Here is a 23,796-nt window from a genome sequence, read left to right on the forward strand (position 1 = left end):
GTTTTTATTTGGATTAAGAGCATTCTATATATGTGTTCTTGATTGCATAATCTATTTTATAACAATAAGTTATGAGCTTAAATTCACCAAGGGATTTGTCATGAATAAATTATTAATCAGCTCTGCCGTTGTCTTAGCATTTAGTATCAGTGCTTGTAGTGAACAACAAAACGCAGAGCAATTAATTAGCAGTGCATATCAATATAGTCAACAAGGCAAGTTTGCTAATGCCGTTATAGATTATAAGAATGCAGTCCGATTGGCACCTAAAAACGTTGAAGCACGTCTAGGTTTAGGCAAAGCCTACCTAAATCAAGGTAACTATGTTAGTGCTGAAAAAGAATTAGACAGAGCGGTAGATCTTCAAGCAAGTTATGCACAAGCAGCTACTTTGTTAGCACAAGTGAAAACTCGCCTTAATAAATTTGAAGAAGTTGAGCAACTTGTTGAATTAAGCGAAGAGCTTAACGATAATGACTATCTTATTATTTTAAGCTATGCGGGTATGTCATCTCTTGCTAATGGACAAATAACTAAAGCACAAGATTACTTTTCTCAAGCCACCGCTATTTTGCCTAATAGTCCCTACAGTAAACTTTCTCAAGCTTATTTATATTATATAGATAGAGGTTTTGCACAAGGGATACAAATTATAGATAACTTGTTGACTGAGAAGAGTGCATTTCCCGAAGCCTTTTTGCTACAGGGGTACTTATATTTTGCTCTAGCAAGTTTTGAAGAAGCAAGTGATTCATTTTCTCTTTATTTAGATAGTTATCCTCTTGATCAAAATATTCGTTTTTTCTTAGTTAATAGTTTAATTAAGGCAGGAAAATTTGAACGAGCGAATACTCTCACTGATGAGCTACTCGCTACTTTCAAAGGCTCAGCACTTGCCTTACAGTACAAATCTCAAATTGAATACCAAGCTGGTAATTATATAGAAGCCAAAGAATATGCAAGCCAAGCGGTTAATGCCGATGACAGTTTTGTCATTGCCCATATGATTGCAGGTATTAGCTCTTTCCAACTAGGTGAGTTAGAGCAGGCATACGATTACCTGATCTCTTTAGAGAATATTTTACCAACAACTCACCCTATTAATGCTATTTTGCTATCGATAAAAATAAAATTGGGTCATACCGATGATATAGCTTTATCTGTAGATAAACTAAAAAGATTAAAAAATAGCGATAGTGATGCTGATTTATTACAAATCAGCAGTTTAGAGCTATTGAAAGCAGGTGACCTTTCCGGTGCACAATCCTTATTAAATAAAGCGGCCCAAGTTTCACCTAACAATGTCGATTTGCAAGTTCGACAAGGCGCACTTTTATTAAGCCAACGAGATTTGTCAGGTGTTAAGTCGCTAGAACATGCTCTTAGCATTGATGCTAGTTTACACGATACAGAGTTTGCATTGGCTCGCCAATACCTTAGAAATAATGAGGTACCCAAGGCAAAAACTATAGCAAATAAGTGGCTGAAGTCTGAAGACCATCAAGTATCAGGTAATATATTAAGCGGCTTAATTGCCATGAAACTAGAAAAAGTAGATGAAGCTGAAAAGTCTTTCCAAGATGCCTTGGCAATAGAGCCTAAAAGTATTAGTGCAATCTATAATTTAGCAATTGTTGCTGCTTTTAATAAACAAATGGCAAAAGCCATCGATGGTTTTAAAGAGGTCATTGAACTAAGCCCTAATCATCATAATGCTATTCGTCGCTATACAATTCTGCAAACGAGACAAGGAAATTCAGCAGACGCAATTTCATTTTTAAATGCGTTACATGAGGAAAGTAAACTTAGTGATAACAATATTCATAAAAACTTAGTTATTGGTTTGGCACAAAATCTGCGTATAAGTAAGCAGGTACCTGCGGCCATTGAGTTGTTAGAATCGATGAAAACAGAAGAGAATTTATCGGCACGTTACTGGTCAGTATTAGCTAGTAGCTATACGCAAACCCGTCAATTAAAAAAAGCATTATCTACTTATGAGCTTGGTCTAGAAGAGGCGCCTAGAAGCTATATTCTAAACGTAGGCAATATTGCCACATTAGAGGTGCTACAGCAGTATCCACAAGCTTTAGCATTATCCAAAGTAGCGAATGAATACTTTCCTGATGATAATAACTTGATGACAACTTTGGCCTATTTAGAATTAGCCAACAATAACGTTCAAGCCACTAAACGACAACTCAAGCTGCTAAAAGACAAAGGTGTCTCTAATTATCTTATTACAGCTACAACGGCAAAGATCGCTATAAAAGAAAATGAATATCTTGAAGCAGTAGAACTCTATAGTGAGTTATATGAGCAAATACCCAATAGTAATAACGCTATTAACTTAGCAAGAGCTTTGCAGTTTTCCAAGCAAGGGGATGAAGCTGAGCTTGTTTTAGAAAATTTCCTTGATGAGGTAGTTAATGATAATCGAGTGAGAATATTACTTGCGCAGCTATATGTTATGAATAATGTGAATAATAATAAATCAGCTCAGATTATTAGCACCTACCTAAAAATTGTCAAAGGGCAACCGAATAATGTCGCAGCATTAAATAATCTTGCATGGCAACAATATCAGAGTAATGATATAAAAAATGCTCAATTGAATATTGAAAAAGCATTTGCCTTAGCGCCTGATAATGTGAACATTCTGGAAAGTTATGGCGTGATTCTAGTTGCGAACAAGCACTATGAAAAAGCTATATCGGTCCTCTCTGATCTTGAAAATAAAGGCTCAATGGATGTCAGCGCTAAAGTGAGTTTAGCTGAGGCGCACATAGCTGTTAACCAGTATAAGCAAGCCAAGATGATATTATCTAGTTTGGATGTCCATGATAGTAAATTGAGTATAAAAATAACTAAATTAAAGCAAGAAGTAGCTCAATATTGATTAAACGAGTAAAGAGATAGCCATTGTCAAAAAATTTTACACTCTGATATTCTGTGTTTAATACTTTGAATCGAAATATTCATTACTATATGTTTTTTATGATAAAAAATATATTTTAATTATTTGGCATAATAAATGCTTATATAAATTCAAATAACAAACTTTGAATGCCTAAAAGGAAATTTCATGAATTTATTAAAAACTTTTGCTACAGCTTCACTAATCGCTCTTGCAAGCTTCGGTGCTAATGCATCGCAAATTACTTCTGGTGGTGTTACTTGGGATCCTGATTTTGATAATGGATTTACTAGTGATTTTATTTCTACTGGTGTTTTTAAACAATATTATGTTGCTGGTACTGCACGCGATGGTATTGCTGTAGGTGACAAAATAAGCGATTTTAGCTTAGTAAAATTGGATGATACATTAGAAGGTTATGGCTTTTTAGAGACATTTAATGGCCAAAATTCATCTGAATACTGTGTTACATGTGATGTTTTAAGCTTTACTTTCACAGATTTTAAACTTGATAGCTTAACAGGTTTTGGTGCACCAGTATTCACTGGCGGTAGTGCTGCAATTTTTGCTAACTTAGGCGGTCTTCCAACTAGCTATGCTAGTGCATCTGATGACTTACTTTGGTTAGAATTAGACGCTGTTATTAATCCATTAGCTGGTGACGGTGTAGGTTCTACTATAGATGTACTTGGTACTGTTGCTGGTGCAGCATTTAGTAATGCATACTTTGATGTTATTGGTGGCGCTGCTGCAAGTAATTTTGATACTGATAGTGAATTGTTTGGTAGTGACTTAGCATATAGCTCTGCTCGCTCTGCTGGTCAAGATACAGGTACTTTTATTGTTAATGGTAACACTATCCCTGAACCTACTAGTTTAGCTATCTTCGGCTTAGGTCTTTTAGGCTTAGCTGGCGCAGCTCGTCGTAAAGCTTAGTATTGCTAAATAGCAAACTTTATTGGTTTGACTATTAATCAAGTTTTAGACAAAAAAACCTCCGTTAGGAGGTTTTTTTATACCTGCAATATAGGAATATGAAAGTGAAGTCATATTGGACCAAGGGTCAGTAATAACTAAAGGTTAGATGCTTTTGTGTTCTCTAGACTAGAGCATCAATAGCCACATACAAAAAAGCCCCAGTTTAACTAAGTTAAACTGGGGCTTTTTATAGGACTTGAAAAAGCGAAAGCTTATTTCATGTTAGCGTAGTAAGCCGCTAAGTTTTCCATGTCGGCAGGAGAAAGCGCCATAACCATACCTTTCATTGTAGGGTCGTTACGTTTGCCTGATTTAAAGTCGTTAAGTTGCTTTGTAAGGTAAGCTTCTTTTTGACCCGCTAAGTTAGGGTAAGTTGGTACAGCAGAAACACCAGCAGCACCGTGACAAGCTGCACACATTACTGATTTTGCTTTACCAGCTGCTGCATCACCAGCAAATACAGGAGATGCCATCATAACCGTCGCTGTTGCAACAGCAAACATAAGTTTATTCATAGTTTCACTCTCTTTGGTTCTAAGGTATTTGTAACCAAGGTCAAATGCAAGCATGATAGCTGAGTTACAAAGATAAAATTCTCTCTTGAGTATATGAAAATTAGAGGAACTTGTCGTGGATTTTTTTGTCAAAAGCCCTGATTAACATCAAACTTTAGTCGTATAATTAACTATATTTTACAAGATATGAACATTGGTGATTATGAACTCCGTTACAATTCCACAAAGTCTTGAATCGTTAACATATCAAGTAGACTACTTGAACGTAACATTTAAAAACGACTGGTACCAAGAAAATATCGCAACATTAATTGACCTGCTATTTTTACCTATCATGCCAGTTACTATGCAAGAGAAGATTATTGGCGCTGATCGAGAAAATATTCGCTTTCGCTGGGATAATAATAATTTTGTGTTGAACTTTGATTACTATAGTCAATCATGCTGGATCGAAGGGCAAGATAGTCCAAGTACAGAGCAATTAGCAACCCTTCACTTGGCTATGACAAAATAATGAAAATAAGTGAGCAACCCATTAATAAGATTTTAATCAGCTCATGCTTTTTAGGTGAGCGCGTTCGTTATAACGGAGTGGTGAAACCACTTGTGAACAAACTATTGCAGCAATGGCAAAAACAAGGTCGCTTAATTTCTATATGTCCTGAAGTTATTTCAGGGTTACCTGTTCCGAGACCACCTGCAGAAATAGACCCGAACACAAAGCAAGTCATCACGATAGAATCTATTGATGTCACTGAACAGTTTGATAAAGGGGCTAAAATTGCACTACATTTATGTCAGCAGCATAATATTCAATTAGCCCTATTAAAGGAATCAAGCCCCTCATGTGGTAGTAATACTATTTATGACGGAACATTTAGTCAGAAAAAGATTATTGGGGAAGGAGTAACAACCAAACTTTTACGAGTACATGGCATCAAAGTATTTTCTGAAGCTTCTATTGAAGAATTGGCTGCACAAATTGATAAGTAGTCTTTTTCAATAAATACATAATAAAATTGCTAGTCTAAATATACTCATTACCAATCAAGATGGATGTTTCAGAGTCCTGCACTTTGAATGATACCGGGTATAGTATAAAATGTGCTGCAAGGGAACTGAACTATATTGACGAGTAATGAATACAAACGAAGCAACTACAAACGTGAATAATTTACAGAGTACGCAGACCTATAAAGCTGGAAGTAAGGTTAAGCACTTTCATCAATTTTTTACTGCTTATCTTATTGTCATTTTTTTGGTTATTGTTGTTGGATTATCCACAATAGTGTTTTTTTTAGCACAGGAGTACAAACACTCTCAAACGTCAATAACTGAACAGCTTTTTTCATTACAAACACAATATCTACAACAAACTTACCTGATTAATGCTGATAAGCTTATTGATAGCATATTGAAAAATATCGATTCGAATGATTTGATCCCTCTTCAACAAGCACTTTCTCTACAAAGTAAAAAACTATCATTACTAAAATCTGAATATAAAAATAGTTATCAACAATGGTTTTCTAGTAATAATCTTGCTATGGACCTACTTACACGTATTGAATCAAGTCATACAAATAATGAATTAGTAAAATCTAAATCATTAATTCAACTTGATACTTTACTTGATGCCATCAACATTCAATTGAATAATCAACAGACAGACTCAAAGCAAGCTGTGCTGCTCTCTAAAGTAGAAAATAAACTCACCAATATAGTGGTAATGCTTAAACGCTTGAATTTACAAACGCCACAAATAACATTTGATCAGTTAAGTAACAAAATGGATGAAATGTTTGTTACTGACTATGCCAAGCAATTGGCAAATCAACAGGATGAAAATCAAGGAATGGCTGACATTGTCAGAGACTTCATTCGTTTTGAAGATCTCATATTAAAAGATGATTTATTGGCTAAGTGGCAAGATAACTTGCACTTAATAGAAAATTATAAACAACAGCTTCTTGCCCAGCAGGAACAATTGAAAAAGATTATTGATGAGCAGTTAGGAAGCCAGCAAGAGGTTGATTCTGTATTGGCAATTAGTGATTATGCAGGAATCAATAAAGAAGCTGTATTGTTTAGTTTATTACCGATATGGGTAGTTACTGCTATTACTGCTGTACTCGTAAGTAGTTCAGGTTTACTTTTGTTAATTCGAAGAAAAATAAAAGTGGCTAGCCAATTTAGTGTCAACTGTATTACTCGTATCATAGGAAGTGAAACTAGTTCATTGACAGCTGAAGAGAAAGATAGTTTCTCCCAGCTACGTAATCACGCCTTCTATAGTGCTGAAACTGAACAGTTAATAAAAAAAATTCAACAGATAAATTCCTACAATCACAATGAAGTGGAGTACTTAGCGCTTACTGATAAAAATCAAATGTTGGAAGAGAGAATCATTAAGTTTGACTCGTCAGAAAAATCCACATCAGAGCTCTTAGTTGAACAGCAGCGCTGTAAAGATCTTCATCTAGCTGCGATAAAGCAGTTAGTTTTATTAGGAGTTAGCTCAATTGCGACAAAGATAGGCGCTAGCAATAAAGATGATGCTGGCGAAGCAGATAATCACTTGAATAATGCTCACTATCAAGGCCTGGATTTAGTCAGACAATTAAGGCAAGCAAGTTATTATCGCTATTTACAAAGTAGTGATGCCTTGTTGACATTAAGTGATGTGAATCTTGTAGCCCTCATTCAGGCTGTTGTGCTTAACTCACGTAATGAGTTAATTCTCTGTAATAATAAAATTTCGGTGAATATTGATGAAAAAATTCTCCCTAAGGTAAACCTAGATGTAGCATTATTCAGTGAAATGTTTAGCATTTTTATCATGTTGCTGTTCTCTCAGCAAAAAAATAGTCAGTTATCGCTCAATTTACAGTTGGTTGATAAAAATAATGGTCAACAAAAAATATGCTTTACTGGCCAAATTCAAGATGAAGATGACATAGTCTGTTTGCCACAAGCGTTGCAAGCTTTCAGTGATGATAGTACCGAGCAAAGTGAGCTTGGAGACTACTTCTTTACTTTATTGAAAAACCAGCACGGCTATGATGTTAGCGCTAAATTAACCGAGCAAGCTTATAACTTTAGTTTCACTTTACCCATAGCTGTTGCGGATAATCAACAAGGGTCTCATTATCCCGTATTGTCATTACCGGATCACTTAGCTGATATTGAAAAGGATGTTGTAAAATTAGCAGCTAAATATTTTGTTAGGCCTATAGAGGTATTACTTGCAGTAACGGTACCTGAAAAGTATCAGCGTTTGCAGCAATTGCTGCAAGGTATGGGATTACAAATTACCTTTGTCAGTTGTGAATTAATGTTACAACAACATTGGCAAAGTGGTCGTTTCGCGGTACTGATAACAGAGATAGAATGTCAGCTCTTCACTAGATTTACGATTGATGAGGGAGAGGAACACTCTGCTATAGTCGCCATAACACGTGGAGTGTTTAGTTTAGAAAATCGGGTAGATATTAAAGCTCAATCTGAAAATTATCCTCTCTGGGTGTTGGGGGAGTTAAGTGCTGAAAGTAGCGTAAGTGAACTCGTTACGGCAATGACCCCTTGGATAAAAGAACAACGTTGTGGGAGTTATACTCCTGAAGAGCAAGTGACACAAGTTACTAGCAGTAGTAATAACATTGGCGCTATAGCTGAAGATGAACTTGCATTAACATCCTTAAATCAAGCGGATAGTTTTAACTTTGAACGTTACTTGAAACATCAGGGTTCTGCTGAATTGGCTATTTTCATGCTTGAAGAATATACAACTGAAAATATTGTGCTTGTAGAGGAATTAAGCCAAGCGTTTACGGTTAACGATGTTGAAAAAGTTGATGCTATTATCAAGGCATTATTGGTTAATGGTAGAATACTTGCTGCTGATCACCTATTGCAGCTTTGCCAGCATTGGCAGACATTGCTTACTACTCAAGGGGTAGATAACAATGAAAAGGTACAAATAACTTTATTAAGTAAAACGAAACAAGCAGTTGATGAAATTAGTCAACATGCAGTTACTATCGCTTAATTTAAGTGCATGGAAAAAGTATTATTATCATAAACTTCTAAGGACTATCTTGAGTAATCATAATAGCAATAACCAAATAAAACTAACTGACAGCCCGTGTGTACGTAATTGCTGCTTAGACAGTGATGACATGTGTCTAGGTTGCTTTCGTTACATTGATGAAATCACTTCTTGGCGTAGCTATTCTGATGAAGAAAAGCAGAAAATCACAACGTTGTGCCAACAAAGACAAGAAGATGAGCAGAGTAAATTAAATAGCTAAGAATGGGTAATAGACACTTTTACTTCTATCGTTTACCCTAATATAAATTTTTTGAAATTGAACATCTAATCGAATAAAGGACTTTTCGTGATTAATAAGAAAACACTCAAATCAATACTCTCTTTTACCGAACAGCAAAACCCCGCTCCTAGTTTTATTGTCATTTATATTCTCACTTGGGTTGTTTGGCATAATCAGCTATTTAGTTATTTTATAGATGCTCAAGGAGGTTTTTTAATGAAAGTTACCACTTCTGTGGCATCTCTTGAAAAAAACCAATACTTTGTCGTTTTTCTTTTAACTTGCTTGATTATTGTTGGGCGCTTGATAGTCGATTATTTTAGTTTCAAATCTAGAGAGCTGTTAAATTTAGCGGATGATGATTTTGTTAATGCGAGAGATGACCAAAAATTTGCTCAAAATACCGACATTGCTAATGTGATGGCGACCCTCACAAAAACACAACAACAACTAGCGGATAGTAAAGCGAGAGAGAAAAAAGTAAGCGCTGAAAAAAATGAAGCGATTAAAAAGTTGTTGAGTCTGCAGCACGAGTTAGACGAAGCTAAAGCTGATATAGATATACTTAATAAAATTACAATTAATTAATTCGTATATATTTTTATAGCGTTAGGCATCTCTAGGAAGACCTTTCTCAACAGAACGGATTAAGCGCAGTGTTAATCTATGGTTTTTAGCTTGCTCTGCTGCTACCTTCTCTGAGAGCATTTTTTTATCGCTTTGCTGTACAAGTGCCCAGTTAATATGTTCAACAACGAGGTCACTTGCTTCAGGTCTTTTTTCGGTTAATGCAGTTACAATAACATCACTATAGGGTGCATTACCTAATGCTACCGCAATATTTCGTAGCCAACTTTGGAAACCAATACGTCTTATGGGAGACCCTTGCAAAGTATTGAGAAAATATTCTTCAGACCAAGCGAACAGTTCTAGCAAGCTGATGTCATCCAGGTTATTTCTTGCTTGAAAGTCATCGGCAAGACTAAGTTTCGCGTACTTGTTCCAAGGACAAATTAATTGGCAATCATCACAGCCATAAATACGATTCCCCATTAAGGGGCGTAACTCTATAGGTATTGCGTCAGGTGATTCAATGGTGAAATAAGAAATACAACGTCTGGCATCAACTGTGTATGGCTCAACAATTGCTTTAGTAGGACAAATCTTAATGCAAGCTACACATGTGCCACAGTCATTCGTTTTTGTTTGTGTTTCAATGGCTTTGATAGCACTTTCACTATACTCATTTCGACTAACCGGCAAAGGAATATCAACAAAGAGCTCACCTAAGAAAAACCAAGAGCCAGCTTCTTTGTTGATTAATAAAGTATGTTTACCAGCCCAGCCCAATCCAGCTTTTTCTGCCAGTGGCCTTTCCATTACTGGGGCTGAATCAACGAAGGGTCGACAGTTAAAGTCGCTGCAGTGTTCTGCTATTTTTTTTCCTAATTGCTGTAAGCGTTTACGCATTAATTTATGGTAATCACGTCCTAGCGCATATCGGCTAATATAAGCTTTGTTTTTATCTTTTAAAATACTAGCAAATTTAGCATTATGTGGCAGGTAATCTAAACGTACGCTAATAACTCTAATGGTACCAGGCACTAATTCGGCGGGTCGAGCACGCATTAAGCCATGGCGCGCCATATAATCCATATTGCCGTGATAGCCATTAGCCAACCAACGCTCTAACATACTTTCATGTGCGGATAGATCGATATTACTGATGCCTAAATCAGAAAAACCTAATTCTTTACTCCAGCACTTGATTTTTTCTGCTAATTCTTGATAGTTAATAGGAGACATTGTCATAAAATAAAGCCAGTTTCAGCTCGTTTGTTGAACCATTGATTGAGGTTAAGCTAATACCATTTTGATTAAGTTTCTTCCCACTCAGCGAGAATTAAAAGGCTTAGAGGCAAGGCATTGATTGAAGAGAATGGTTATTCCCTAATCCAAATCAATAACGTAGCATGTAAACCTTTTAAACTCGCCCTTCGGGAGTTTGTCAGCGATTCGATAACCGCACTGAATTTCTTTCATATAGAATAACTATAATGTAAAAAAATTCAATTTGTTCTCAAACCGCTGACAAGCTCTGGGTAGGAACAAAGTTAGTCAAATTGGTATCACCATGAAATTATCACTAAGTTTATCACAAAAGCCACCCGTGACGTCTGTGTATACTGCTAATCAGGTCTTGAAAAACGAAGCGAATGTTGCGCGAAGTCAAGGTATAGCAATGTATGAACTTATGCACAGCGCAGGTGCTGCAGTTTTTACACAATTATCGCTTAGTTGGCCTAATGCGAAGCATTTATTAATACTGTGTGGTAAAGGAAATAATGGTGGTGATGGTTTTGTCGTTGCTAAATTAGCGCACCAAGCAAAGATAAAGGTGAGTGTTTTACTTACTTGTGATGTGAGTCAGTTAAAAGGTGATGCTTTATCGGCCTATCAAGCAATGATCTTCGCAGGAGTATCACTAATCGTTGAGGATACGGTGAATAAACATGCTGAGAGCTTAGCCATTATCAATGATTTTTCTGGAGAGGTAATTGTTGATGCCTTATTTGGCATTGGTTTTACCGGTCAACTAACACCGCGACTGCAAGAGTTTGTCACCAGTATTAATCATCAAAAAGCCAAGGTAATTAGTATCGACGTACCTTCTGGGCTTTGTGCAACAACAGGTGAAGTACAAGGGGAAAGCATTGAAGGACAAGCCATTATTGCTGATATAACGCTAACCTTCATTGTTTATAAGCAAGGTTTGTTAACGGGTCAGGCAGCTAATTTTGTCGGTGAGCTATTCTTGGCACCTTTGGCTATGAATAATGCTTTCACTAAACAAGTGCAAACCAATAATCACTATGCCCAATATAAATTGCCCTTGAACCAACCTAAGCGATTACCTAGCAGCCATAAGGGGGATAGTGGATTATTGTTGACTATAGGAGGAAGCGCTACAATGCCAGGGGCAATTCGTCTTGCCAGTGAATCAGCTTTGCGATGTGGTGCAGGTTTAGTTGCCGTGAGTTGTCATAAAAATAATCAAATGTTCATCATGAATGGTCGACCTGAGTTGATGTTAGCGCCAGAAACTAGTGCTCTATTAGAGGCATCAACCCAACTATATAAAGCAAAAGCGTACCTAGTAGGTCCAGGGTTAGGGCAAAGCGATCAAGCTAAACAGCTATTTGAGTTAATAAGTAAAACTAGCCAGACACAAAATAAAACTACGGTCATTGATGCTGATGCTTTAATACTATTAAGTGAGACCAAACAACAATGCAATCATTGGGTATTAACACCACACCCCAAAGAAGCCGCGGCTTTATTACAATGTGATGTGGCAAGCATTGAGGCAGATCGCTTTTCGGCAGTACGAGCTATCGCTAAACAATATGGCGGTATTTGCTTACTTAAAGGGGCGGGTACTTTAATTTCAGATGGTGAGCGCGTTGTTATCAATAATTCAGGTAATTCGGGAATGGCATCAGGTGGTATGGGTGATGTATTAAGCGGGATTATTAGTGCTTTAGTGATGCAAAGTGATAATAATTTTTACTCAACATGCCTAGCGGCATATATTCATGGTGCTGCAGCTGATATTATAGCCAATAAGAATGGTCAGCGTGGCTTGTTAGCAAGTGATTTATTTATACCATTGCAGCAATTGCTCAATGGAAAAGTGCCAAATCATTAACGTTGTAATAATAGTCGCAATAAACATAGAAAAGTAAAATGAAGCAATTAGAATATTTTTTAGCTGATGAAGCTGCCACCATTGCCATTGGTTCAGGATTGGCTGAAGTACTTAAAAATGCCACAGTTCAGCAAGCATTAGTAGTTTATCTTAACGGTGATTTAGGCGCAGGAAAAACGACCCTTACGCGAGGTTTTGTTCGGGGTATGGGCCATACAGGTAATGTAAAAAGCCCTACTTATACTTTAGTTGAACCTTATGAATTAGGGGAGTGGCGAGTCTTTCATTTTGACTTATATCGTCTTGCTGATGCTGAAGAATTAGAATATATGGGGATTCGAGATTATTTTAATAATGACTGTTGCTGCTTTATTGAATGGCCAGAAAAAGGTACAGGACTATTGGCTAAAGCAGATTTAATCATTAATATAGCTTATCAAGATGAACAAAGAGTCATCAAGCTGCAAGCCGAAACTGTTCATGGCGAACAAGTGATCACAGCGCTTGCAGAAATTATAAAGTTATAAAAATTGGGGTTAGTTGGATGTATCGGAGAATTCTCCTATCAATAGCAAGGCTACGTGCGCTTAGTTTTCTATGTGTTGCTGTATTAAGTTTACTTTCAGTGAATACCTATGCTGCAAATAGCATTGATGGCATTCGTGTCTGGCCCGCGCCGGAAAATACTCGTATTGTTTTTGATGTAAAGCAAAAACCAGATTATAAATTTTTTACTCTCAGTAAACCAAATCGATTGGTAATTGATTTTACCAATACAAAAAACACCGTAGCTTTAAAAAATCTTGCCGTTAACGATCCACGAGTAAAACTTTTTCGTTCAAGCGTGAATAAAGGCAAAACTCGTTTGGTATTAGAATTAACTAAATCTTATCAGCTTACCGTTTTCCCGCTAGCACCTGCGGGACAATACGGACATCGACTGGTGATTGATCTTTACGATAAAAACCGTAGTAAAAAGAATGTTTCTAAACCAAAAAAGAGTGTTGGCGATATCATTATTGGTATTGATGCTGGCCATGGTGGTGAAGATCCTGGTTCAATCGGTGGTAAAGGTACCTATGAAAAAAGAGTTACCTTAGCGATAGCTAAAAAATTACAAAAAGTAATCAACAAAGAAAAAGGCATGAAAGCGGTGATGATCCGCAGTGGCGATTATTATGTTAATTTGAATCGTCGCACTAGCCTAGCTAGGGATAAGCATGTCGATTTTTTAGTTTCAATACATGCGGATGCTTTTCATACTCCAGGACCTAGTGGTGCCTCAGTTTGGGTAGTAACGAAAAGTCGTGCTGAGTCAGAGTTATCACGATGGTTGGTAAATAGAGAGAAAAAATCAGAATTACTTGGTGGTGGCGGTGGGGTAATCAAAAACACTTCAGATAGCCACTTAGCATTAGCTTTAGCAGATATGAGCAAAGAGCATTCTTTAGGGGTAAGTTTTGGTGTGGCTAATAATGTTATAAAAGAGCTGAAAAAAATCACCAAAATGCATAAGTCAACACCGCAAAATGGTAATTTTGCAGTGCTTAAATCGTCGGATATTCCTTCAATATTAGTTGAAACAGGTTTTATCTCAAATCACAAAGAAGAGAAAAATTTAACTTGGTCTAAACACCAGCAACGTTTAGCGAATGCAATCCACGGTGGTATCAAAAAGCACTTTTTAGCGCACCCATTGACCGGTTCTTATTTTGCATCGGTGGGGTATAAAAAGCACAAGGTACGCAGTGGAGAATCACTATCGGTACTAGCCAAACGTTATAATATATCTATGAGCAAACTTAAATCTATCAATAAATTAAAAACTAATTCATTAAGAATTGGTCAAACGTTAAAAATTCCTCGTACTGGATAAACTCCTATGACTATTGCTATATTGCCTGCACGTTTGGCTAACCAAATTGCTGCTGGTGAAGTGGTTGAACGCCCCGCCTCTGTTATTAAAGAGCTGATTGAAAATAGTTTAGATGCTGGGGCAACATCTATACATATTGATGTTGATAAAGGAGGCATCAAAAAGATAAAAATTACTGATAATGGTCATGGCATAGTTAAAGAAGAGTTAACGTTGGCACTAAGTCGTCATGCAACCAGTAAAATTAAAAGCCTAAATGACTTAGAAGCTATTGGTAGCTTAGGCTTTCGTGGTGAAGCGTTAGCCAGTATAAGTTCAGTTGCGCGATTAACGTTAACGTCTAAGCCGCAATCTCAAGCAACTGCGTGGCAAGCTGTTGCTGAAGGGCGGGATATGTCAGTCAATATAAAACCTGCAGCTCACCCAGACGGCACTAGTATTGAAGTACTGGACTTGTTTTTCAATACTCCAGCTAGACGGAAATTTTTACGTACCGAAAAAACCGAATTTAATCATATAGATGAAGTAGTGCGCCGGATTGCACTTGCTCACTTTGAAGTTAGCTTTAGCCTAACCCATAACGGTAATACTGTTCGTCAATATCGGATGGCGAGTACTCACGCACAATGTATTAAACGTGTTGCTATGGTCTGTGGCCCAAAGTTTATTGAACATGCTGTTGAAGTAGATTGCCCGCATGATAATATGACATTATCAGGTTGGTTAGCTAAACCTAGTTTCTCGCGCAGCCAAAACGATCTTTGTTATAGTTATGTTAATGGCAGAATGATGCGGGATAAGTTAATTAATCATGCTATTCGCCAAGCATATGCGGATTTATTACCACCTGATACTTACCCTGCATTTGTATTGTTTTTACAGCTTGATCATCGAGAAGTGGATGTAAATGTCCATCCATCAAAACATGAAGTACGCTTTCATCAAAGCCGTTATGTTCATGACTTTATTTATTCTGTTTGTCATAAAGCGTTGACGTCAGCCTTAGCAGGTGAAGAACTATTTACTACAGCTGATAGTGATCTTGCCTTAGTACCAGAGCAGTCTTATTCCTCGTTAGGCGCAAACGATAGACAAGAAAGCCATTCATCCAATACTCCTACTCTAAATTACCCAAGTGCAGATTATATTAGACCATTACAGCATGTAAATGATGCAAGTAATAGTCAATCAACATCTAGTTATAGTGGCTACGGTCAACAACACAAAACTAATACTATTTCTAAAATTGCAGCGTCTAACTATCAAGCATTAATGACGCCTGATAAGGGGAGTTCAGCTCAAGTTCAAAATACGAGTGGCTCTGATCAAGCAAGTGCACAGAAGCATGAGACTACGACCCTGCAAAACTCTACTGACCAGAGTGCTTTTTTAAGTGTACACCAGCCAGGATATGCACTGTATAAAACAGAAAATGGTGTGAGAGTTTTATCATTATTTAAGTTAGCGAAAAGTACTTACGGTAAGCTGGTTGAACAAAGCTGGCAGAATAAAACCGAGCAATCAGATTGTCCTGTTGAATGCTTGGTCAGTCAACCGTTGTTATTACCTGTGATTTTAAGTCTTTCTGAACAACAGCTTAGTTTTGTATTAGCAGAGCAAGAAATACTCTCAAATGCGGGCATAGTGTTTATCCAACAGCATAAAAATAAAATACAAATCAGGCAATTTCCCGCGTTATTACGTGAGCAAGATGTAAGTAATGCGCTAATAATAATTATCGAAGAGTTGATCGAAAAACGAAGTCTTACCGAAGGAGAGGCTCTTTGTGAAACTGACTTACATCAAAGCATTGGTTTAGCAATGGTTTTGGCTGAGTATGATGAAACACAAGCTGATATTTTATTAAGACTTACGAAAAAACTGTTCCATGAACAACTTAGTCAGCAATTACTCTTGAATTCTATCCCTCTTGACCTCACATCACATATTAAGACGTTATTTTAGTAATTCTCAATAAGAGTTAAGTATTCGTGTCAGTTCAAAGCATCACAGAATCAAACCAGCCACCTGTTATTTGTTTAATGGGACCAACTGCATCGGGTAAAACCGCTTTGGCAATGGCACTGAAAGACGCATTACCTTGCGATATAGTGAGTGTTGACTCTGCGCTTATTTATCGCGATATGGATATTGGTACAGCTAAACCGACAAAATCGGAATTGGTGCAATATCCTCATCGACTTATCGATTTACGTGATGCGAGTGAAAGTTATTCAGCTGCCGACTTTTGTCGTGATGCACTAGTTGAGATTGCTGAGATCAGGAGTAATGGTCGAATTCCATTATTGGTCGGCGGAACTATGATGTATTTCAAAAGTTTGATTGAGGGGATTTCCCCTCTACCGACAGCAAATCCAGAAATACGCCAAGCAATCGAAGCTGAGGCTTTATCAAAAGGCTGGCAAGCAATGCATGATCAGCTAGCTGAAATAGATCCTGTTTCAGCTGAACGAATACACCCGAATGACCCACAACGTATAACACGAGCGTTAGAAGTGTACAGGTTGACGAGTAACACTTTGACACAATTGACACAAATAAAAGGTGCTAAGCTCGCCGGCGATGTTCTACAATTAGCTATAACTCCCAGGGAACGCAGCACGCTACATGAACGAATTGCACTACGCTATCAGCAAATGATAGATTTGGGATTCGAGCAGGAAGTGATTAAATTAAAATCACGAGATGATTTACACCAAGATTTACCTTCTATTCGTTGTGTGGGCTACCGACAAATGTGGCAACACCTTGAGGGTGAATTTGACCACGATGAAATGATTTTTCGTGGCGTTTGTGCAACCAGACAGTTAGCTAAAAGACAGCTGACTTGGTTAAGAAATTGGCCTGATTTACACTGGCTCACAACGGATGATAAAACCAATTTAGCACAAGTTTTATCACTGCTTGAGGCAAAGCATTAAAGGGCGCGCAAATATAAAGCAATAGTTGAAAATTGATGTATAATTAATTTGTTAGCTATTTTATATAACATTTTGTTATGTTGTTTTCATAGCAAGTTTTTCAGATACTTTATTACTGAGTTTTAAGTTTATCAGTAATGTTTAATAATAATAAAAGGGACCATATAATGGCAAAAGGGCAGTCTTTGCAAGACCCATTTTTAAATGCGTTACGTCGTGATCGCATTCCAGTTGCAATATATTTAGTTAACGGTATTAAGTTACAAGGACAAGTAGAATCGTTCGATCAGTTTGTAATTCTCCTTAAGAATACGGTTAGTCAGATGGTATATAAGCACGCTATATCTACCGTTGTACCTTCTCGCGCTGTTAATACAGCACCAGTACCTGGCCCAGACGATCAATCGTCAGATGCTTAAAGTTTTTTATTCTTTTGAGAACGATTAATCATGGTACTAGGGTTTAACGCTATTGTTTGAACGTTATCAAGCGGGTGAACAAGCCGTACTTGTTCATTTAGACTTTCCAGATGAAAGCAGTAGAGAAGACCTAAGCGAATTTAAAATGTTAGTGTCTTCTGCTGGTGTACAAGCGTTAACCGTTGTGACTGGTAAACGAAATACTCCTCACCCCCGTTTTTTTGTTGGCTCAGGTAAAGCCGAAGAAATTCGTGATGCTGTTCATTTAGTTGGCGCAAATGTAGTTCTGTTTAATCATAGTCTAACGCCGTCTCAAGAAAAGAATATTGAAACATTATGTGAATGTAGAGTGGTTGATCGCACAACCTTAATTCTTGATATCTTTGCGCAACGCGCTAGAACTCATGAAGGCAAGCTACAAGTTGAATTAGCACAATTGCGTCATATGAGTAGTCGCTTGATTCGAGGTTGGACTCACTTAGAAAGACAAAAAGGTGGCATCGGTCTTAGAGGGCCAGGTGAAACTCAGCTAGAAACAGATAGACGTTTATTGCGTGAACGTATGGTTAATATTCGTAAACGTTTAGGCAAAGTTGAAGTACAAAGGCAGCAGGGAAGAAGAGCGAGAACTCGGGCAGAGTTACCAACTTTATCTTTAGTTGGATATACCAATGCAGGTAAGTCAACGCTGTTTAATACATTAACACAATCTGATGTATATGCAGCAGATCAGTTGTTTGCTACCTTAGATCCAACGTTAAGAAAAATTGATTTATTCGGTGTAGGCCGTGTTATTTTGGCTGATACTGTTGGTTTCATTCGTCACTTACCGCATGATTTAGTTGCTGCGTTTAAAGCAACGCTTACAGAAACCCGTGAAGCCGAATTGTTATTACATGTGGTTGATATTTCAGATGATAGGCGCAGTGAGAATATTGAACAAGTAGAATTTGTGCTTAAAGAGATAGAGGCGAACGATGTGCCTCAGCTAATTATTTGTAATAAAATTGATAATTTAGATGATATTGAACCGCGAATAGACAGAGATGATCAAGGCATGCCAATTCGTGTTTGGTTATCTGCACAGGCAAATATTGGTACTGAACTGTTATTTACTGCACTCGCTGAACGTCTAGATATACAGGTAGTGAATCACCAGTTAAGTATACCGCCAAGTGCAGGAAAACTACGTGGTGAGTTATACAAGTTAAATTGCGTTACTAGCGAGACTTATGATGAACAAGGTCACTGTCACCTAGAGGTTAATATGCCGTCACGTGAGTGGGAAAGATTAATTTCAACTAAGTACAGTGAGTTAGTCGATTATATTGAACATTAATATAAATATATTTTAATTGTAGTGGCGATAATTTTACTTTCGCCGATTTTAGTGGAGAACAATATGGCTTGGAACGAACCGGGGAATAATGATAAAGACCCCTGGAAAAATAAAGGTGGCAAGAATCAAGGGCCACCGGATTTAGATGAACTTCTTAATGATCTTGGTAAAAAAGTTACCGGGATCTTTGGTGGCAAAACTACCAAAGGTGGATCTGGGTCAGGTAAAAGTTTTTCCAGTATCGGAATATCTATCCTTCTTATTGTTGCATCTGTGGTTTATGCGTTTAGCGGTTTTTATACCATTAAAGAAGCAGAACAGGGCATTGTACTAAGATTTGGAGAATATGCAGGTACTGTTGAGCCAGGTATTAACTGGAAATGGACCTTTGTTGATCGTATTATTCCGGTTGATATGCAAAGCACGCGTGATATGCCGTCATCAGGTTTTATGTTAACCAAAGATGAAAATGTAGTACGTGTTGAAATGCAAATTCAGTATCGTGTAGTTGATGCGCGTAAATATATTTTCAGTGTTACCAATGCAGATGATAGCTTAAATCAATCGCTTGATAGTGCACTTCGTTATGTTGTCGGTCATGCTAAAATGGATGACATTTTAACCAGCGGTCGTGAGTCTATTCGTCAGTCAGTTTGGGAAGAGTTAGATAAAATAATTGAACCTTATAACCTAGGTTTAATTATTGTTGATGTTAACTTTAAGGACGCTCGTCCACCAAACGAAGTGAAAGATGCTTTCGATGATGCTATTTCAGCACAAGAAGATGAAGTTCGTTTCTTACGTGAAGCTGAAGCTTATGCTCGAGGCATTGAACCACGTGCCCGTGGTCGTGTTAAGCGTATGGAACAAGAAGCTATTGCTTATAAAAGTCGAATAGTACTTGATGCACAAGGTGAAGTCGCTCGCTTCGAGAAAATATTACCTGAGTATCAAGCTGCGCCAAAAGTAACACGTGAACGTTTATATATTGCTACTATGGAAAAAGTGTATGGCAATGTAAGTAAAGTCATGGTTGATGTTGAGGGTGGTAATAATATGATGTACTTACCTTTAGATAAAATTATACAGCAACAAAATACCAGCAATAGTAGTGGTAAAACTACTTATGCGCCGGTAAATGATACTAATGTAAATACATCACCTACTTCATCATCAGGTCGCTCTGATAGATTTAATAATGGGGGCAACTAAGAAATGAAGAATTTTTTCATTGCTATAATATCACTACTTCTTATCTTAGCTGTATCGTCAGTTTTTGTTATTTACGAAGGCCAACGTGGCATCGTATTTCAATTCTCAAAAATTAAGCGTGATAGTGCTACTGATGAAATGATGGTGTATGAACCAGGTTTACATTTCAAAATTCCATTTATTGAGACAGTACGTAAGTTAGATGCACGTATTCAAACATTGGATGAACCAGCAGATCGTTTTGTTACTTCAGAGAAAAAAGATTTAATGGTCGATTCATTTGTGAAATGGCGCATTGTTGATTTCTCTACATACTACCTACGTACTTCAGGCTCTGTAGATAATGCTCGTGCATTATTAAAGCAAAAAGTGAATAACGGCTTACGTACAGAGTTTGGTAACCGCACCATTAAAGAAATCGTTTCAGGTGATCGTGACGCGATAATGAGTAAAGCGCTAGAAAGTGCTGCGAGTAGCCGTGAAGATCTTGGCATAGAAGTTGTTGATGTCCGTATTAAAGCGATTAACCTACCGACAGAAATAAGTCAGTCTATTTATGAGCGTATGCGTGCTGAGCGAACTGCTGTTGCTAAAGAACATAGATCACAAGGTCAAGAGCAAGCAGAGATTATTCGCGCTACTATTGATGCTAAAGTGACAGTAATGTTAGCAGAAGCACAAAAGAACTCTTTTACGGTACGTGGTGAAGGTGATGCACTAGCAGCAAAAGTCTATGCAGATGCTTACAGCAAAGATGCAGATTTCTATAGTTTCTATCGTAGTCTTGAGGCTTATGAAAAAAGCTTTAATAGTAAAAATGATATCATGGTGGTTAAACCTGATAGCGAATTCTTCCGTTTTTTGAAAGACGGCAGTGACGTTAAAAAATAATAATCATTGATATATAGATATTAGCCAGCATCATTGCTGGCTTTTTTATGCCTAAATTTAAGAAGGTAAAAATATGACAATAATAAAATATGTAATTGCTGTAATTGTATCATTGCCGATGGCGGCATCATTACTGGCAACAGAAGCCCCATTAGTTTCAATACAGACTCAAGATGATTTTTTTAACAGTATAAGGAAACATTGCGGTAAGTCTTATGAAGGTAAGGTGACCGTGGATAATGCTGCAGGAGGGAGCTTTGCAAATAAAAAATTAATTATGCATGTACGAAAATGTACAGACAATCAATTACAAGTACCGTTTCATGTGGGTGATGATGCATCACGTACATGGATTATCACTAAAACTGGCTCAGGATTATCATTAAAGCATGATCATCGTCAAAAAGATGGAAGTAATGATAAATCAACTATGTATGGAGGACATACTAATGATGCCGGTTGGGCTGAAATGCAATCTTTTCCGGCAGATCAGTACTCTAAAGAGCTTTTTGTCGACCAAGGCATTCCACAGTCAATCGGCAATACATGGCAAATGTATATATACCCAGAAAAATTTACTTATCGATTAATCCGTCAAGGTAGAGAGTTTAGAGTCGATTTCGATGTAACAAAGCCAATTAGCACTCCAGTTACCCCTTGGGGTTACGATTAATTTTTAGCTAAGTTGTTAACTTAATTGATTATTTTAAGCGCAGGTAGAAGATTAGCTCAAAAAGCTGCTTTTTTAACTTGGACTATAAATATTTATTTGGTAAAATCTTCGCCTAATTTTCTTACGAAATAGAAAAACATGGGCAAAAATGTAGTTGTTCTCGGCACTCAATGGGGTGACGAAGGTAAAGGTAAGATCGTTGACTTACTAACCGATAAAGCTAAATACGTAGTTCGTTATCAAGGTGGCCACAATGCTGGTCATACTTTAGTAATTGACGGTGAAAAAACCGTATTACATCTTATTCCATCAGGCGTTTTACGTGATAATGTAAAATGTTTAATTGGTAATGGTGTAGTGCTATGTCCTAAAGCATTAATGACAGAAATCACCATGCTAGAAGCAAAAGGCGTACCTGTACGTGAACGTTTGCTTATCAGCGATGCTTGTCCATTGATTCTTCCTTATCATAATGCTTTAGATGTTGCGCGTGAAGTTGCTCGCGGTAATAAAGCTATTGGTACTACAGGTCGTGGTATTGGCCCTGCATATGAAGATAAGGTTGCACGACGTGGTTTACGCGTTGGTGATTTATTCTGTGCAGAGACATTTGCGGCTAAACTAAAAGAAATTGTTGAATATCATAACTTCTCATTGGTTAACTATTATAAAGTTGAGCCAGTGAATTATGAAGAAGTACTAGCTGATGCACTAGCTGTTGCTGATACGATTAAAAAAATGACCGCTGATATCTCAGAGATCTTAGACCAAGCCCGCATAGCAGGCGAATCTATTATGTTTGAAGGTGCTCAAGGTACTTTACTTGATATCGACCACGGAACTTATCCTTACGTAACCTCGTCGAATACTACTGCTGGTGGTGTTGCTACAGGTTGTGGTGTTGGTCCTCGTCACTTAGATTACATTTTAGGTATCACCAAAGCTTACACTACACGTGTTGGTTCAGGTCCTTTCCCTACGGAATTGGATGATGAAGTTGGTAACCACTTAGGTACTGTAGGTCATGAATTTGGTGCAACTACAGGACGTGAGCGTCGTTGTGGCTGGTTTGATGCTGTTGCAATGCATCGTGCTATTCAAGTAAATAGTGTAACAGGTTTCTGTTTAACTAAGCTTGATGTACTAGATGGATTAGAAACATTAAAAATCTGTACAGGTTACAAAACTGAAGCTGGTGATATTATCACTGTACCGCCTACGGCAGCTGAAGGTTATGATAAAATCACGCCTGTATATGAAGAGATGCCAGGTTGGACTGAAAGCACTGTTGGTGCAACATCAGTTGATGTTTTACCTGAAAATGCCCTTGCTTATATCAAGCGAATTGAAGAAATTACCGGTATACCAGTAGACATTATCTCTACCGGTCCTGATCGTGTTGAAACGATTATTAAAGTGAACCCTTTTCTTTAAAGGATAACTTTAGTTTCCCTTATCTAATAAAGAAAAGGGAAAGTGATTTCTTAATAATAAAGTCCAACCAAGTGTTGGGCTTTTTTTTGGAAAATTTTTTAAGAATATCATGAGTGACAATCGGACTGATTTATTAGTCACTTAGCGATAATTAAAAGGCTTAGAAGCAAAGGATTGTTTGAAGAGAGGCTTTTTCAGAATAATTGCTCCTGCGTTATCTAATAGGGTACTTCCTGTACCGTCTGCATTCTCTAGAAAGTTACATCCGTGTACCGTGCTGATTAATATCAATAACGTCGTAAATAAGCCTTTTAAGCTCGTCCTTTGGGAGCATAATAGCAAACTGCTAACATCAAAGAATGAATTAAATATAGAATAACTATGCTTAATCATTCGTTTGATCTAAGCCCGCTAGCGTAGCGCTAAGTTGGTCAATTAATTAATCCGACTGATATAGGTATGTTAAGTGATCGAATGTCTAGATTAATTCACTTGTATTATCATAGTCCAATATATAAGACTTGTTGCTAGATAATGTACTTAAAACGGGTCTAAGCCTA

General features: G+C 37.3%; 20 protein-coding genes. 18 read left to right on the forward strand and 2 right to left on the reverse strand.

What is annotated here, in order from left to right:
• Window positions 1-100: 100 nt before the first annotated feature.
• Together prsT and CXF79_RS06865 are read left to right on the forward strand one after the other, a co-directional pair.
• The gene (prsT, locus tag CXF79_RS06860) at window positions 101-2,899 is read left to right on the forward strand and encodes an XrtA/PEP-CTERM system TPR-repeat protein PrsT (protein ID WP_101154439.1); all 2,799 of its coding nucleotides are present in this window, start codon (window positions 101-103) and stop codon (window positions 2,897-2,899) included.
• A gap of 186 nt (window positions 2,900-3,085) precedes the next feature.
• Complete coding sequence (locus CXF79_RS06865; protein WP_101154440.1) at window positions 3,086-3,853, forward strand: PEP-CTERM sorting domain-containing protein; 768 nt, start codon at window positions 3,086-3,088, stop codon at window positions 3,851-3,853.
• 254 nt (window positions 3,854-4,107) lie between these two features.
• Here CXF79_RS06865 and CXF79_RS06870 read toward each other — a convergent pair whose 3' ends face one another.
• Window positions 4,108-4,410 (reverse strand): c-type cytochrome, encoded by a 303-nt coding sequence (locus CXF79_RS06870; RefSeq protein ID WP_011041186.1) that lies wholly within the window; start codon window positions 4,408-4,410, stop codon window positions 4,108-4,110.
• Window positions 4,411-4,612: 202 nt separating this feature from the next.
• On the opposite strand from CXF79_RS06870, the gene CXF79_RS06875 reads away from it, so the two are divergent.
• The 5 genes from CXF79_RS06875 to CXF79_RS06895 all read left to right on the forward strand — a co-directional run bounded on the left by CXF79_RS06875 (window position 4,613) and on the right by CXF79_RS06895 (window position 9,329).
• Window positions 4,613-4,924 (forward strand): DUF3630 family protein, encoded by a 312-nt coding sequence (locus tag CXF79_RS06875; protein WP_232769100.1) that lies wholly within the window; start codon window positions 4,613-4,615, stop codon window positions 4,922-4,924.
• Window positions 4,924-5,403, forward strand: a complete 480-nt coding sequence (locus tag CXF79_RS06880; RefSeq protein ID WP_011041188.1) for a DUF523 domain-containing protein — start codon at window positions 4,924-4,926, stop codon at window positions 5,401-5,403. Before CXF79_RS06875 ends, CXF79_RS06880 begins: the two co-directional genes overlap by 1 nt.
• Window positions 5,404-5,548: 145 nt before the next feature.
• Entirely contained in the window at window positions 5,549-8,458 is a 2,910-nt protein-coding gene (locus tag CXF79_RS06885) for a hypothetical protein (protein ID WP_101154442.1), read from the forward strand.
• A gap of 49 nt (window positions 8,459-8,507) precedes the next feature.
• A complete protein-coding gene (locus CXF79_RS06890; protein WP_011041190.1) occupies window positions 8,508-8,720 on the forward strand; it encodes a DUF1289 domain-containing protein in 213 nt (70 codons plus the stop codon).
• An 87-nt stretch (window positions 8,721-8,807) separates the two neighbouring features.
• Window positions 8,808-9,329, forward strand: a complete 522-nt coding sequence (locus CXF79_RS06895) for a hypothetical protein (protein ID WP_232769101.1) — start codon at window positions 8,808-8,810, stop codon at window positions 9,327-9,329.
• A gap of 21 nt (window positions 9,330-9,350) precedes the next feature.
• Here CXF79_RS06895 and queG read toward each other — a convergent pair whose 3' ends face one another.
• Entirely contained in the window at window positions 9,351-10,553 is a 1,203-nt protein-coding gene (gene queG, locus CXF79_RS06900) for a tRNA epoxyqueuosine(34) reductase QueG (protein ID WP_442871892.1), read from the reverse strand.
• 322 nt (window positions 10,554-10,875) lie between these two features.
• On the opposite strand from queG, the gene CXF79_RS06905 reads away from it, so the two are divergent.
• The 11 genes from CXF79_RS06905 to CXF79_RS06955 all read left to right on the forward strand — a co-directional run bounded on the left by CXF79_RS06905 (window position 10,876) and on the right by CXF79_RS06955 (window position 23,236).
• Entirely contained in the window at window positions 10,876-12,450 is a 1,575-nt protein-coding gene (locus tag CXF79_RS06905; RefSeq protein ID WP_101154443.1) for an NAD(P)H-hydrate dehydratase, read from the forward strand.
• 38 nt (window positions 12,451-12,488) lie between these two features.
• Window positions 12,489-12,977 carry a tRNA (adenosine(37)-N6)-threonylcarbamoyltransferase complex ATPase subunit type 1 TsaE gene (gene tsaE, locus CXF79_RS06910; protein WP_011041194.1) on the forward strand — a complete coding sequence of 163 codons (489 nt, stop codon included), beginning with the start codon at window positions 12,489-12,491 and terminating at the stop codon, window positions 12,975-12,977.
• 17 nt (window positions 12,978-12,994) lie between these two features.
• Complete coding sequence (locus CXF79_RS06915; RefSeq protein ID WP_101154444.1) at window positions 12,995-14,326, forward strand: N-acetylmuramoyl-L-alanine amidase; 1,332 nt, start codon at window positions 12,995-12,997, stop codon at window positions 14,324-14,326.
• Window positions 14,327-14,332: 6 nt separating this feature from the next.
• The gene (mutL, locus tag CXF79_RS06920) at window positions 14,333-16,291 is read left to right on the forward strand and encodes a DNA mismatch repair endonuclease MutL (protein ID WP_101154445.1); all 1,959 of its coding nucleotides are present in this window, start codon (window positions 14,333-14,335) and stop codon (window positions 16,289-16,291) included.
• 77 nt (window positions 16,292-16,368) lie between these two features.
• Entirely contained in the window at window positions 16,369-17,268 is a 900-nt protein-coding gene (miaA, locus tag CXF79_RS06925; RefSeq protein WP_420794793.1) for a tRNA (adenosine(37)-N6)-dimethylallyltransferase MiaA, read from the forward strand.
• Between the two features lie 167 nt (window positions 17,269-17,435).
• Window positions 17,436-17,687, forward strand: a complete 252-nt coding sequence (gene hfq / locus CXF79_RS06930; protein WP_011041198.1) for an RNA chaperone Hfq — start codon at window positions 17,436-17,438, stop codon at window positions 17,685-17,687.
• Window positions 17,688-17,739: 52 nt separating this feature from the next.
• A complete protein-coding gene (gene hflX / locus CXF79_RS06935; RefSeq protein ID WP_101154446.1) occupies window positions 17,740-19,026 on the forward strand; it encodes a ribosome rescue GTPase HflX in 1,287 nt (428 codons plus the stop codon).
• 63 nt (window positions 19,027-19,089) lie between these two features.
• The gene (hflK, locus tag CXF79_RS06940) at window positions 19,090-20,238 is read left to right on the forward strand and encodes an FtsH protease activity modulator HflK (protein WP_101154447.1); all 1,149 of its coding nucleotides are present in this window, start codon (window positions 19,090-19,092) and stop codon (window positions 20,236-20,238) included.
• Between the two features lie 3 nt (window positions 20,239-20,241).
• On the forward strand, window positions 20,242-21,129 hold the full coding sequence (gene hflC / locus CXF79_RS06945) for a protease modulator HflC (RefSeq protein ID WP_011041201.1): 888 nt from the start codon (window positions 20,242-20,244) through the stop codon (window positions 21,127-21,129).
• 118 nt (window positions 21,130-21,247) lie between these two features.
• The gene (locus CXF79_RS06950) at window positions 21,248-21,802 is read left to right on the forward strand and encodes a hypothetical protein (RefSeq protein ID WP_085961199.1); all 555 of its coding nucleotides are present in this window, start codon (window positions 21,248-21,250) and stop codon (window positions 21,800-21,802) included.
• 138 nt (window positions 21,803-21,940) lie between these two features.
• Window positions 21,941-23,236 carry an adenylosuccinate synthase gene (locus CXF79_RS06955; protein ID WP_011041203.1) on the forward strand — a complete coding sequence of 432 codons (1,296 nt, stop codon included), beginning with the start codon at window positions 21,941-21,943 and terminating at the stop codon, window positions 23,234-23,236.
• Window positions 23,237-23,796 lie beyond the last annotated feature (560 nt).

The sequence above is a fragment of the Colwellia sp. Bg11-28 genome, from assembly GCF_002836245.1.
In the GTDB taxonomy this organism is placed as follows: Bacteria; Pseudomonadota; Gammaproteobacteria; order Enterobacterales; family Alteromonadaceae; genus Colwellia; species Colwellia psychrerythraea_A.